At 34.2% G+C, this 13161-nt stretch carries 12 protein-coding genes; 2 read left to right on the top strand and 10 right to left on the bottom strand.

Translation table 11 applies throughout. The features are described 5' to 3' along the window. Positions 1–403: 403 nt before the first annotated feature. On the top strand, positions 404–1597 hold the full coding sequence (locus NTZ27_11370) for a pyridoxal phosphate-dependent aminotransferase (GenBank protein ID MCX6175342.1): 1194 nt from the start codon (positions 404–406) through the stop codon (positions 1595–1597). Between the two features lie 251 nt (positions 1598–1848). On the opposite strand, the gene aroE is transcribed toward NTZ27_11370, so the two are convergent. From aroE to sucC, 5 genes are all read right to left on the bottom strand, one after another. Then, positions 1849–2727, bottom strand: a complete 879-nt coding sequence (gene aroE, locus NTZ27_11365) for a shikimate dehydrogenase (protein ID MCX6175341.1) — start codon at positions 2725–2727, stop codon at positions 1849–1851. A 6-nt stretch (positions 2728–2733) separates the two neighbouring features. After that, complete coding sequence (locus NTZ27_11360; protein ID MCX6175340.1) at positions 2734–4158, bottom strand: tetratricopeptide repeat protein; 1425 nt, start codon at positions 4156–4158, stop codon at positions 2734–2736. 115 nt (positions 4159–4273) lie between these two features. Beyond that, complete coding sequence (locus tag NTZ27_11355; protein MCX6175339.1) at positions 4274–5482, bottom strand: hypothetical protein; 1209 nt, start codon at positions 5480–5482, stop codon at positions 4274–4276. A 264-nt stretch (positions 5483–5746) separates the two neighbouring features. Next, positions 5747–6118: a hypothetical protein gene (locus NTZ27_11350; GenBank protein MCX6175338.1), complete on the bottom strand. Its 372-nt coding sequence runs from the start codon at positions 6116–6118 to the stop codon at positions 5747–5749. 32 nt (positions 6119–6150) lie between these two features. After that, positions 6151–7377, bottom strand: a complete 1227-nt coding sequence (gene sucC / locus NTZ27_11345; GenBank protein ID MCX6175337.1) for an ADP-forming succinate--CoA ligase subunit beta — start codon at positions 7375–7377, stop codon at positions 6151–6153. 166 nt (positions 7378–7543) lie between these two features. On the opposite strand from sucC, the gene NTZ27_11340 reads away from it, so the two are divergent. Continuing rightward, positions 7544–7777 (top strand): hypothetical protein, encoded by a 234-nt coding sequence (locus NTZ27_11340; protein MCX6175336.1) that lies wholly within the window; start codon positions 7544–7546, stop codon positions 7775–7777. Positions 7778–7815: 38 nt separating this feature from the next. Here the strand turns inward: NTZ27_11340 and NTZ27_11335 are convergent, their stop codons facing one another. From NTZ27_11335 to NTZ27_11315, 5 genes are all read right to left on the bottom strand, one after another. Next, a complete protein-coding gene (locus NTZ27_11335) occupies positions 7816–8556 on the bottom strand; it encodes a hypothetical protein (protein MCX6175335.1) in 741 nt (246 codons plus the stop codon). A 10-nt stretch (positions 8557–8566) separates the two neighbouring features. After that, positions 8567–9406 carry an ABC transporter permease subunit gene (locus tag NTZ27_11330; GenBank protein ID MCX6175334.1) on the bottom strand — a complete coding sequence of 280 codons (840 nt, stop codon included), beginning with the start codon at positions 9404–9406 and terminating at the stop codon, positions 8567–8569. Further along, the gene (locus NTZ27_11325) at positions 9403–10329 is read right to left on the bottom strand and encodes an ABC transporter ATP-binding protein (GenBank protein MCX6175333.1); all 927 of its coding nucleotides are present in this window, start codon (positions 10327–10329) and stop codon (positions 9403–9405) included. The genes NTZ27_11330 and NTZ27_11325 overlap by 4 nt, the downstream gene beginning before the upstream one ends. Positions 10330–10402: 73 nt before the next feature. Further along, positions 10403–12190, bottom strand: a complete 1788-nt coding sequence (locus NTZ27_11320; protein MCX6175332.1) for an MFS transporter — start codon at positions 12188–12190, stop codon at positions 10403–10405. 46 nt (positions 12191–12236) lie between these two features. Next, positions 12237–13157 carry an ROK family protein gene (locus NTZ27_11315; GenBank protein MCX6175331.1) on the bottom strand — a complete coding sequence of 307 codons (921 nt, stop codon included), beginning with the start codon at positions 13155–13157 and terminating at the stop codon, positions 12237–12239. Between the last annotated feature and the right edge of the window lie 4 nt (positions 13158–13161).

Genomic DNA, 13161 nt, shown 5'->3' with positions numbered 1-13161 from the left:
TTTCATCCCACCACCTTTAGTAAACACATTAGTTTTAAACTAATAAAATTGGACTTGAAATGTAAGTTAAAAATAGAAATGGCTTTTCATTGGTCAAAATAAACATTGTACTTATTTTCTTAAAAGCATCTCAACTCCAATAAATTATTGAAAAAAAAAGTTGTCCTCACTTTCTCTTAAACTTTTCAAATACTATATTCGTAAAGTTTCTATTAAAAGTTGGGTCAACTCTAAAAAGTCTAAATAATGATAGATGTCATTCTGAATGAAGCGGTAGCGAAATGAAGAATCTGGTTTTAGATTCTTCGTCTCCGGCTAATGCCAGATACTCAGAATGACAATCCGACGAAGGTGGAGATGTCATTAGAGTGAACTCATGAATAAAAATAAATTTAGGTGTTAGATGCCCATATCAAAACGCATAAATAAAATTGGTGCTTCGCCAACTATGAAGATAGCCGCCGAAGCAAAGCAGATGCAATCCCGTGGTGAAAATGTTATTGATCTTTCAGTTGGAGAACCGGATTTTCCTACACCGCAAAATGTTAAAGAAGCAGCAAAGCGTGCTATTGATAACAATCAAACCCACTACACGCTCAATAATGGAACGATAGAACTGAGAACCGCTATTTCTCAAAAATTGAAAAAAGAAAACGGATTAGATTATTCAACGAATGATATTATTGTTTCCACAGGCGCAAAACAAAGTCTTTATAATGCAATTCAATCTCTTGTTCATGATGACGATGAGGTTATTTTTTCTTCACCATATTATGTTTCTTATCCGGAGATGGTAACTTTAGCGCACGGTCATTCTGTAATAATTCCAACAAATGAAAAAACAGAATTTAACTTAACACCGGAACAGTTGGAAAGAGCGATTACTACAAAGACAAAAGTCCTGATACTTTCTTATCCTACTAACCCGACCGGCTCATGTTATACCAAAAAAGAGTTGGAAGCGTTTGCAGAAATTGTTGAAAGAAATAATCTCTACGTTATTTGCGATGATGTTTATGAGAACATAATTTATGACGATAATAAATTTGTGTGCTTTGCTGCACTAAATGAAAATATTAAAAACAGAACGGTTGTTGTTAATAGTTTTTCAAAATCTTATGCAATGACAGGCTGGCGACTCGGCTATGCTGCCGGATCCGAAGAAATCATAAAAGCAATGAACAAGATTCAAAGTCACAGCACATCGAACGCATCATCAATTTCTCAAGCTGCTGCTCTTGAAGCATTAAATGGACCGCAGGATTTTATTGAGATGATGAGAAAGGAATATGAACAGAGAAGAGATTTTATTTTTGAACAAATTATTTCCATCAAAGGTATTACATGTTTCAAACCGAAAGGAGCTTTTTATCTCTTCCCAAACCTCAAATATTATTTCGGAAAATCAACTTCGGTATTTAGGATTGAACATTCATTTGATCTAGCTATGTATTTGCTTTATGAAGCAAAAGTTGCAACAGTTCCGGGCAGCGCATTTGGTGCCGAAGGTTATTTGAGATTATCTTATGCAACGTCTATGGAAAATTTAAAAGAAGGTGCTGAAAGAATTAAAGAAGCGTTGGCAAGACTACAATAGAAAAACCCACCCTTCTATACAATGCTATCAAGTTAAGAAGAGAAACCGTTGAAACGGTTAACAATTTTTGTCTATTGTTTGTCTTCACACGGATAAATCCGTGTGTTAATAAAATAACACCTCGATTCATCGAGGTGCAGAACAGCTGCTAAAATATAATCTAACTGTTTCAACAGTTTATTATCACACACAAAATTATTAACCTGATAGCTTTTCTTCGAAATGAGGGGACGAAAGTGGTAGATAAATTTTCAACTCATTAGATATGATTCAAGAGCACGGTAAACTTTTTCAACAGGCATTTTCTCTCCGCACCATAATTCATAAGACTTGGCCCCTTGTTCTACCAGCATTTTTAATCCCGTGATTACGGTAGAACCTTGACTTTCGGCAAGCTTAAGCAGTTTTGTTTTTACCGGATTATAAACAATATCAAAAACAATCTGCCCTTTCATAAATGATTCTTTGATCGTTGTTGCGGAATCATCTATCTCAGGATACATGCCCATTGATGTTGTGTTTATAATAAGTTTCGAATCGCGGAAAGTTTCAACAAGATCTGAAGGAAAAAGAGGAAACGCTTTGAAGTTATTAAAAATCATTTTTACGGAAAAAAACTCTTTTAATGATTCTGCTGTTTGTTCGGTTCGGTTGATAATATTAATATGACCAACTTTAAAATTACGGATGAGAGCATAAATAACACTGCGCGCCGCTCCCCCTGCACCAATTACAGATACTTTCGCTCCTGCAATTTCATCCTTAAAAGGATTTAACGATTCAACCACTCCGGCAACATCGGTATTATATCCTCGCAAAATTCCATCTTCATTAGTTACACAATTTACCGCACCAATAATATTTACTTCTTCAGCTACGTCTTTTAACAATGGAAGAATTTTTTCTTTCAACGGAAGTGTAACATTGAACCCATTTATTCCAAGCGCAACAATTCCTTTAAGAGCATCTTTTAATGAGTTTGCCGGAACATCAAAAGGAAGATATATATAGTTTTGTCCTGTCAATTCGAATGCAATGTTTTGCATTAGCGGCGAGTAAGAGTGTTTTACAGGATGACCTATTATACCGATAATTTTCGTATTGTGATTAAATTTATTTTGAGATTGCATTTTCAATTATTGTTTGTTTTCATCAAGTAATTTGATAAATAGTTTTGAAGTTTTCACTTCAGGATAATCTCTCGTAAACTCGTTTCTTATACTTGGATCAAGCTCAAAAGCTAATTTAAGATTATTGATTGCTTCCTGAGTATGCCCCAATAAAAAATTGATCTTAGCTTTTCCATAAAATGAATTTGCATGTGAAGAATTTATTTTGATGCATTCGTCGAAAGATTTTAATCCTTCCAGCCAAAGGCCAACTTCTGTATAGGTCTCTGCCAATTTAAACCAAGCATTAAAATTATCCGGATTAAGTTCAGTAGCTTTCAAATAATTATTGATTGATTCTTGAAGATTGCCAAGTGAATATTCCAAATCTGCAATTGCAAACCATGCATCTTCGGGATTTCCAGTTAATGAAATGGCTTTGTTAAAATCTTTCAAAGCCAATTGATATTTTCCGACCAGATCATAACAATAACCACGCGAGAGATATGCTTCGTAATATTCGGGATCCAGCTTTATAGATTCTGAATAAGAACGGATTGCCAGAGCATACGATCCGAGTTCTTCGTAAGTCTGCCCCATATTAAATAGAATGGTTTCATCAAAAGGATCAAGATCAAATGCTTTTTTGTAGGACTTAAGCGCATCGCCATTTCTTGCAACTCTTGAATAGGCATAACCTACATTGAACCACGAACTAGAAAAATCATCTTTCAAAGCGATTGATAGTTCAAAACAATTAATTGCTTTTTCAAATTGATCAAGACGTAGATGAACAATTCCTTTATTATACCATCCGGTAAAACTATTAGGATCATATTCTAAATATTTATCGTAAGCAAACAATGCTTTATCCAACTGATCAATATTTTCAAAACAAAATCCAAGTTCATACCAGGCCTCTAAATACTCTTGATCGGCGGCGATTGCTTTATTAAAGTATTCGATTGCTTCGGTATATTTTTCTTTTTTCTGATAAATAACACCAAGACTAAACAATGTTTCTTCGTTATGCGGCTCAATCTCTAATGCTCTTTTCAATGATGCGACTGCATCTTCGAACATTCCTAAATTATCTTCAGCGATTGATTTGTTGATATACGTTTCAACATCATTTGGATTCAAAGAAAGTGATTTATCAAAGCAGTGATATGCTTCTTCAAAATTAAAAGTGTTGTTTAAAAGAATTCCTTTGAACTGCCAAGCATCAGAATTATATGGAACAGCTTTCAACAGCGCATTGGTTAGATATAAACCGTCCTCAATAAGATCATATTCAAGACAGTGCTGAATAACTTCCTCGATAAAATCCAAGTGAGCAAAAGTATGTTCGTTATCTATGTGTTCACGGCATATTTTTATTTTTGATTTTACTTCTTCTTCATCACAATATGAATCATAATTGTCGTCTAAATAATCTTCAGAAAAACTCATTAATACTCCTTCTTAATTCGGAGGAAAATGTATAGCTAACAAAAGTGAAAATCAAGTTGAAATTAAGCAGGTAATTTCGGGTGTGATTAAAAATATTATTTTTATAAGAAAAGAATTATTGAATGCCGAATTCGTATTTACGCAAAGGAATCTTCTTTACTCCGCCGGCTAGTTTAACTACATATGTTTTAAGCTGTTTGTGAAATTTTTGTTCGTATAATCCTTTCATGGTTTGATTGAAAAGATCAATTTTATCATCTGCTACAATATTAAATGTGCTTCGTATCGGAGTGCAGTTTATCATTTTTGAACAAAGAACTTTTTCCAATTTAATAGCTTCATTTACAAGAAAATCACAATGTTCGTTTTTTAATTCATAATTTTCTGATAAATCATCGTGAGATTCAATTACGAGATTCCCCAGTTCTCGGAATGATTTTTTACGAATTAGTTTAACCGCTTCCTCCGCTCTGTTTCTTTCTTTTACGTTATAAAGAATTCTGTTGAATATTTTATGCGGCAGCATATGATAATGTTTGTACAAAAAGTCCATATTAACATCGCGTAAATTTTTTATTCCCCAGATATATAATCTTAACCCTTTCACTCCAACTTCACATTCTTCAATTCTTTCATTACATATTTTTTGTGGTTCAATAATTTCTTCACCGCTGTCACAAATAATTAACGAATAATCGTCCCTGTCAATAGACAGCATCTTATGTTCTTTTGTTCTCAAATCCATAAAATATAATTTTTTCTCTCTTCCAAACTGAACAGAATAGTGAAGAGCAATATTCGATATCTTGCCGAGAAGATTTAGTTCATTCTTTCTTACATAACTCAACAGCTCATCATTGTTGATGTGAAGGGAAAATGATTTTTTTATTGCATTTAAAAATCCGACTTGCTCTGCGGCAATTGATCCAAGCCCAAGACACTGGGGAACATTAGATGAGATAACGCAATCAAATCCTTTTTTTAATATTCCATCTTGTTTAAGTATTCTTATCAATCCACATAAAAGTTTAAATTCTGATTTCTCATTTTCATCTATTCTATCTAAACTAATTTTCAATAATTTATTAGAATCTGCTGAAGCAATATTAATTTCAGTATCTCTTCTTCGCCGCATAAGAAAGGTCCAATATTTATCTATACCAACCGATATAAGCACTCCTTCATTATAATGCGTGTGGTCACCTAATAGAATTAAACTGGCGGGACAAATATTTAATAATGCTTTAGAAGTATTTCCGAAGAGACTTGAAAATAATTGTTTTACTCGAATTATATTCTGTTCACTACCATTACCATGTATCATCTTTTTCTCACAAAAATCTATAACATTACAAAATCTTAATCATCATTGACTGTACAAAAGAACAAAGAATGAAATGGTCTTATTAAAATTAAGAATTTCTTTTTTTTTCAGCTAATTCATTTTTTGTTTTTCATAAAGAAAAAGGATTTGAGGGTTTATTCAAATTATTTTTTTTAGGATTTATTATTAAGGTATGCCAGTTTTGAAAGTCGAGGTTATGAAAATACTAGTCTTCGTTAAAGCGTTTGTAAAACAGCTTCAAACTCAATTGTAAGAATATATATTTTCTTTCAGTGAATCTTGAAAACAATTATAGATTGGGTCAAGTAATTTTTTGGCTTGTTGCGATGTGTAAAGTAAAAATTCCTCTCGATGAAGAACTTTTGCAAGTGCACGCACAGTACCAGTAATTATTTGTATTAGATTTGTCTCTGATGTGATCAGATCAACCGGTAAAAGAAAGACAGTATCGAAGACCGATGCTTCAATTAAATTAAGAAGATCTTTATAAGTTAGGTTTTCCAATCTTAGACCTGGTTTAAGAACACCCTGCTTCTGACGTAACTTTAATTCGAACTTCATTCTATCCAGAAGAAGACTTAAAGCAGTATCAATTGTAATTTTTATTTCAATCATGTTTTCTCTTTACAATCCAATTTACAATTATTTTATGCAACAACTTCGGCAGTAAGAACAGATGTAACTTTCTTTGCTGCATCTTGTAGTGTAGCTGCAACTTCAAAATTTAGCCCTGAGTTTTCTAAAAGTTCTTTTGCTTCAATTGCATTTGTTCCTTCAAGACGAACGACAACCGGGACAGTAACCGAAATTTCTTTCACTGCATCAATTACACCTTGAGCAACGCGATCGCAACGGACTATGCCGCCGAAAATATTTATCAAGATTGCCTTTACATTCGGATCAGACAAAATAATTTTGAAACCATTTGCAACTGTTTCTTTATTAGCTCCGCCGCCGACATCTAAAAAGTTTGCCGGTTCACCGCCTGCTAATTTTATTATATCCATTGTAGCCATTGCCAATCCCGCTCCGTTCACCATACAGCCAACATTACCATCAAGTTTAATGTAATTGAGATTGAACTTCGATGCTTCAATTTCCAGCGGATCTTCTTCATCAAGATCACGGTAAGCAACAATTTCGGGATGACGGTATAATGCGTTATCATCAAAATTCATTTTTGCATCAAGTGCAACAATCTTATCATCGTTTGTAATAATGAGCGGATTGATTTCAAGCATGGATGCATCTGTTTCTTCGTATGCTTTATAGAGTTTCATCATGAAAGGAACAAAACTTTTGAAAGCGTTTCCTTCAAGCCCAAGTCCGAAAGCAAGTTTACGTGCTTGATAAGATTGAATACCCACGGATGGTTCGATCCATTCTTTAATAATTTTTTCCGGAGTTTCTTCGGCAACTTTTTCAATTTCAACTCCGCCTTCTGTTGATGCCATTATCACATTCTTTGAAACGCCGCGGTCAAGAAGTATTCCCAAATACAATTCTTTTTTATAATCGAGTCCTTCGGTAATGAAAAGTGTTTTAACTATTTTTCCTTCAGCTCCGGTTTGATGAGTAACCAATAAATTACCAAGCATTTTGCTTGCATACTCACGTGCTTTATCAACCGATGTGGTAAACTTAACTCCGCCTTCTAAAACCAATTCTTCTCTATTATTTGGATTGTAAAGTTTCCCCTTTCCTCTTCCGCCGGCATGAATTTGTGATTTAACTACAAACTGATTTATTCCTCTCGCTTGAAGTTGTGAAATTGCATTGTCAAATTCCGATATTTTTTTTATCGCGACTCCGTCTTGAACAGGTACGCCGAATTTTTTTAATGTTTCTTTTGCCTGATACTCATGAATTTTCATATTTACCTTTTTAGAATTATTCCCATTCGATTTTCATTTAATTAATCGTGATGAAAAATTAAACCATTTCAAAGTAAGATTCAATTTGATAACAGCATTGTTGCGATGATTTAATTATCTATTATAGTATATTCTTGGTGCAATAATTAGATCAAAAGGATTCACGATGAATCAAAAACAGAAAAGAACCCTTATTGTTTCTGCAATAATAATCGTTTCATCATTAATATTATGGATCGCTTTCGGTGGTCATCTTTTTACAAGGACACACGTTCTTGTCGAAAATAAAGAGGTGAATAAATTTATTTGGGGACTGAATTTTAGTATTGTACTTAGTGTGGTTACTATTTTCATCGGCAGTATTGTATTTTTTCTTTTTAGGGATAAGAAAAAAAATTGATTTCTTTAAGTAGTTGCGATTTTTATTTTTTCCAAACCTCAATCAATCGTTTTCTTCTTCTCTTTTTCTTTCTCAATAAAAAAGCTATCCGCAATCCCTTTGTTAATCTGATAATTTTTATAATTCATAGTAACACTTCCTTTGAGAGACATCCCTTCACCGATTGCTTTGTTCCTTTTCCTGCCTTTGTCATCTGATTCTTTATTTTCATTTGTTTGATTAGAAAGTGCTGATGGTATTTGCATTTCACCTAAATTGAAAAATAGTTTTACCTGTGCGGGCAACCCGAATTTAGTGTTATCATAATTCAATTCAACTTTTGTTGTTCCACCTTTTTTGGAAGTAGTTTCTGCTTTGCGAATTACAAATTCTGCAGCATCAATCCATAATGTAGAAAGTATAACATCCGATGAATCATTATTTGGAATTATTTTTACAACATCAATTTTATGATTATCAACTGTTTCCGAGCGGACATAAATAGTTGTGAAATCTCCTTTAAGTAATTGAGCGGGAGAAAAATTTAAGCCTTGCTTGGGAACCATTGCAAATCCTTCCGACTGAATTTTTACTTTGTCAGGCTGCTTAAAAAATACTTTCACATTCATATCCGGAATTTTAATAAAACTCATATCGAGTTTTACGCTTACATCAACCTGATAATCTTTTGCCTGATTAAATTTTTGGCGTACAGCATCAAGTATTTTATTAGGATCTTTTGTTTGCGCTGAAATGGATACCGCATTAATTATGCAAAGTGTTAATAAAATCTTTTTCATGTTATTCTCTCTAACTTAAAATATCTTTTTTAATGAAGATGTAAGTTGTAATTCCGTAAATAACAATTATATGGGCAAGCAGATACCACATTGAATGAAAGATCTCTTTGTAATCAACGGGGTCACCAAAAAACCCATCCCACTGCGACATATGATTGGTAAATAAATATGGTTTAATGGTTTGGAAAAAATCAACCGGTATTGCTGATAATATTAAGAATATAATTAACACAGCCATAGTTGCTGCAATTGGTCCAATTGCATTCTGAACAAATGAAGAAAAGAAAATAGAAATTGAAATAACGGTTGACATGCTTATAAATGCAAATAAATATGCACAAGCGAATCGCCAAAGAATATCATTCTCAGCAAAAACGACTAACTTCATTCCTTGAAATGAAAGAAGCGGACCGGAACCGAAAAGTAATAGACTTACTACAAGACTTAAGAGCAATAACCACACTAAGAGTAAAAGTACAGAGATCCATCCTGCAATAAATTTTGCTGTAACAACTTGAAGACGGGAAACGGGACGAGTAAGAAGCATTCGATATGTTCCCGCAGTAGCTTCACCGGCAAGAAGATCGCCGCCGACAAGCACTATTAAAAACGGAATGTGAATGATCAATGCCATCAGAATAAAACGAGCGATGAAATAACCGTTGAAAAGATTTCCAACCATAACAAATGATTGTTCCATTCCGCGCATTTGAAAATCAATCATCTTTGAGCCGGCAAAATAAAGTGTAACTTGAACTACAATTGCAAGGAATCCGATTGCGATAAAACCAATGTAAGTTCTCCACTTCCTAAACATTTTTTGGAGTTCAAGCCAAATTAATGTAATCATTTAGCGCCTCCTTCCGTAATTCTTAAGAAGTAATCTTCAAGAGAACGAACCGGCACAACTGCACTGACTAATATTCCTTTCTCAATTAAATATTTATTGAGCATGGCAATTTCATTTTTTGTTAACTCAAAATTAATTTCACTTTTAGATGTTGACTTAAAATTTTCTTTCCACTTAGATTCATTCACTGTTCTCATCGCATCTTCAATATTATCTACTTCAAATGTTACAACAACTTTTTCGCCTTTTAGGAGTTCTTCAACTGTTCCTTCTACTTGAGCGGTTCCTTTACTAATGATAATCATTCTTGTTGCTATCAGCTCAACTTCGTGAAGAATATGAGATGATAGAAAAATTGTTTTCCCTTTTTCTCTGCTAAGATAAATTATCAAATCACGGATTTCTTTCATCCCTTGAGGATCGAGACCGGTTGTTGGTTCATCGAGTATTATCAATTCCGGATCGTGAAGAAGAGCTTGTGCAAGACCGAGCCGCTGTTTCATTCCATGGGAATAAGTTTTCACTTTGCTTTTGTACCGTTTCTCAAGACCTACCAACGCCAGCATTTCCATAATTTTTTTCTTTGAAGTATCTGCACCGGAAAGTTTACCAAGAATTTCTAAATTCTTATATGCAGATAGATAAAGATAAAAATCAGGCTTCTCTACAATTGCGCCGATCTTTGAAAAAATTTCTTTTCTGTTTTTTGTAATGGACTTACCAAAAATTTTCATCTCGCCGCTTGTTGGTTTAATTAGCGAGAGCAGCATTCTAATTGTTGTGCTTTTACCGGCCCCGTTAGGCCCTAAAAATCCAAACACATCTCCGCGGTAAACATTTAAATCAAGATTATTAACTGCAATTAGACTTCCAAATTTTTTAGTGAGTCCGCGAACTTCAATTACTTGTTCGGAATTCAACATAACTCCATTTGTTTGATGATTAAGACGAATGGGCGGTGTTAATGTTGTAATGACCGTCCTGCAATTAAACAAATTATTCTGTCAGCTTCTTCTTTCCGAATTGATATTCTAACGGAAGAAATTTAATTATAAATATCGATGGAATAATAGTGATCAGAAGCCAAATAAAGAAAAATTTATAACCGATTGCTTCTTGAATAAATCCGCTTAGCATTCCAGGCAACATCATTCCGAGCGCCATGAATCCTGTTGCTATAGCGTAATGAGAAGTTTTATACTCGCCATCGGCGAGATACATCATATACATCATATAAGCTGTAAATCCGAATCCATATCCGAACTGTTCGCCCGCTACGCATGACCCGATAATCCAAATATTTGACGGTTGCACATAAGCTAAATACACATAAAGTGCATGCGGAATATTGATTGCCAATAACATCGGCCACATCCAGAATCTCAATCCTTTTCTTGAGATTGCAAATCCTCCAAGAAGACCGCCTATCATCAAAGAAATTATTCCGATTGTACCATATACCCATCCAATTTCAGTAAGCGATAATCCGAGCCCTCCGGCATTTCTAGAATCGAGTAAAAATAATTTTGCCATAGGTAAAAGCTGTGCTTCTCCAAGTCTGTAAAAAAGAAGAAACAAAATGACCAGAATAATTTTTTTCTTTTCAAAAAAGCGGGCGAATGCACGGAAAAATTCTTTCATTACGGAACTTTGTCTGTTCACTCCTACATGTTTATCGGAGACCGGTTTAGGTAATATTACTTTGTGATAAATAAAAAAGAAAACAAAAAGAATTCCAATTACTGAAAATGTGAAAACCCAGGCGAGAGGTACTTTATCTACCTGAGCTTTAAATGATGCCTCGGTTTTTTTTGCAATCGTGGAATCCAGTTGGAAAACTGCAAAGGCGGGTTTATTCCAATTGTTAGCATTGAACTTTAAGGATTTCCCTTCGATTATTTTTATTCCGTGATTCCCTTCTATATAATCTAAGTTTACTATATACTCATCATCTTTATCCGGCTGCTTGGAAAGATAAAATTTCACTATCCCAATATTTCCAACAAGATCAGTCCGCGTAGTTGTATCTGAAATAACACTCGGCTCTTTTATAAAACCGTTCATGATATTAAAATTATGAGCAAAGTTTGAATAGAAATCCGCAGACTCTTTTGTTTGAGGACGAGTACTGATTTCTAAATAAGAAGGATTCGCTATCAATCTTAAATTACCGCTTAACTGTTTGGCAGCTATTGAATCAACTTTAATCGTCTGTTCAAAAAATTTATTCGGATTGGCAATTACTTTAAGTTCTGCAGGACCAAGTGCCAGCGTGCTTTCCAAATACCCGGCAAATATTACAAGCAATCCTTGTCCTGCAATCATAGCAACTCGATAAAATGTACTTCTTATTCCGACAAAAAATGATTGCTGATTTTCGGAAAGAGCAAGCATATAGAAACCATCGGCGGAGATATCATGTGTAGCGGAGCTGAATGCGATCAACCAAAAAAATGCAAGTGTAAATTGAAAGAAATTGGGCATCGGAATTGTGAATGCAACACCGGCCATTCCCGCCCCGATAAGAAGCTGCATTGAGTAGATCCAAAATCTTTTTGTTTTAAAAATATCAACGAAAGGACTCCACAACGGTTTGATCACCCACGGCAGATAAAGCCAGCCTGTATACAATGTAATATCTGCATTAGAAAGTCCGAGACGCTTATACATGATCACTGAAACCGAAATCACTATTGCATATGGTAACCCTTCTGCAAAATAGAGAGTCGGGATCCAGCTCCATGGACTTTTATTCTTCTGAGTTTTTATTTTTTCTTCGGTCATTTGAAAGCAATTGAATTATAGCTTCGTCAAATTTATAAAAACTTTCTTATGAATCAGATTTTTTTGCTAATAAAATTGCACCTGTTTCCGGCGGGTATGTAGCTTGTTTTATATTTATTTGGTGGAAAGATCTCCGAATTTTATCTTTCAAACGTTTGGAATAATAATTTGTATTTGTTAATAAACTTCCCGAAAGACAAAGATCTAATTTATTAACATTCATCTCTTTCATCAGAGCAGAAATGTGGGATAACAATTCATCAGATTCTTGATCAAGAATATTTATGCAAATCTCATCTCCTTCATCAGCGCAATCAATAACAAGTTTTGCTATAGCGGCTATATCAAAATTCTCTAAGTGCATTTTATTTATTAATTGATTCGAATCTTGAATACCGAACTGCCCGCTGATTTTTTTTACGAGCCAAGTTTCCTTCCCTCTTCCGTCAAAATATTTTGCAATTGCAGCTAATCCTTTCCTACCGATTGTGTAACCGCTTCCTTCGTCGCCGATAGTTTTTCCAAATCCACCAACGCGGAAAATTTTCCCGCTTTCATCTTTTCCATAAATGATCGAACCGGTACCTGCAATAAGTATTGCGCCGGCTTCTCCATTAAACGCTCCTTCTAAAGCAATTTCAGCATCAGTAAAAATTTCGATTTTTTGAACTTTGTCTTTTGCAAAAGAAAATTTTTCTAAAATAATTTTTTGCAGCTTCTCCCTATTTTCTATTCTTCCAACTCCTGCAAGTCCAATGCCGATTGATTCGATCATCCCAAAATTTAATTGCTCTTTTTCAATAACACTCATTATCAAATTGAGCAAACATTCCGCTGCTTTTTCAAAACTAACTGCTAACGGATTAGCGGCACGGCTCTCTTCGGTTTGTAATACTTTTAAAAGATCGTCTGTTAAGACACATCTTGTCTTAGTTCCTCCACCGTCAATGCCTATGTAATATTTCATTTTC

It is taken from the genome of Ignavibacteriales bacterium (assembly GCA_026390775.1).
GTDB lineage: Bacteria > Bacteroidota > Ignavibacteria > Ignavibacteriales > Melioribacteraceae > Fen-1258.
Note: the sequence above shows the minus strand (reverse complement) of the source record. Positions and strands in the feature narration are given on the sequence as shown.

Coding starts and splice junctions, on each gene's coding strand:
- aroE (MCX6175341.1), bottom strand. CDS start 2,727: ATGCAATCTCAAAATAAATTTAATCACAATACGAAAATTATCGGTATA.
- NTZ27_11360 (MCX6175340.1), bottom strand. CDS start 4,158: ATGAGTTTTTCTGAAGATTATTTAGACGACAATTATGATTCATATTGT.
- NTZ27_11325 (MCX6175333.1), bottom strand. CDS start 10,329: ATGTTGAATTCCGAACAAGTAATTGAAGTTCGCGGACTCACTAAAAAA.
- NTZ27_11335 (MCX6175335.1), bottom strand. CDS start 8,556: ATGAAAAAGATTTTATTAACACTTTGCATAATTAATGCGGTATCCATT.
- NTZ27_11330 (MCX6175334.1), bottom strand. CDS start 9,406: ATGATTACATTAATTTGGCTTGAACTCCAAAAAATGTTTAGGAAGTGG.
- NTZ27_11315 (MCX6175331.1), bottom strand. CDS start 13,157: ATGAAATATTACATAGGCATTGACGGTGGAGGAACTAAGACAAGATGT.
- NTZ27_11355 (MCX6175339.1), bottom strand. CDS start 5,482: ATGATACATGGTAATGGTAGTGAACAGAATATAATTCGAGTAAAACAA.
- sucC (MCX6175337.1), bottom strand. CDS start 7,377: ATGAAAATTCATGAGTATCAGGCAAAAGAAACATTAAAAAAATTCGGC.
- NTZ27_11350 (MCX6175338.1), bottom strand. CDS start 6,118: ATGATTGAAATAAAAATTACAATTGATACTGCTTTAAGTCTTCTTCTG.
- NTZ27_11320 (MCX6175332.1), bottom strand. CDS start 12,190: ATGACCGAAGAAAAAATAAAAACTCAGAAGAATAAAAGTCCATGGAGC.
- NTZ27_11340 (MCX6175336.1), top strand. CDS start 7,544: ATGAATCAAAAACAGAAAAGAACCCTTATTGTTTCTGCAATAATAATC.
- NTZ27_11370 (MCX6175342.1), top strand. CDS start 404: ATGCCCATATCAAAACGCATAAATAAAATTGGTGCTTCGCCAACTATG.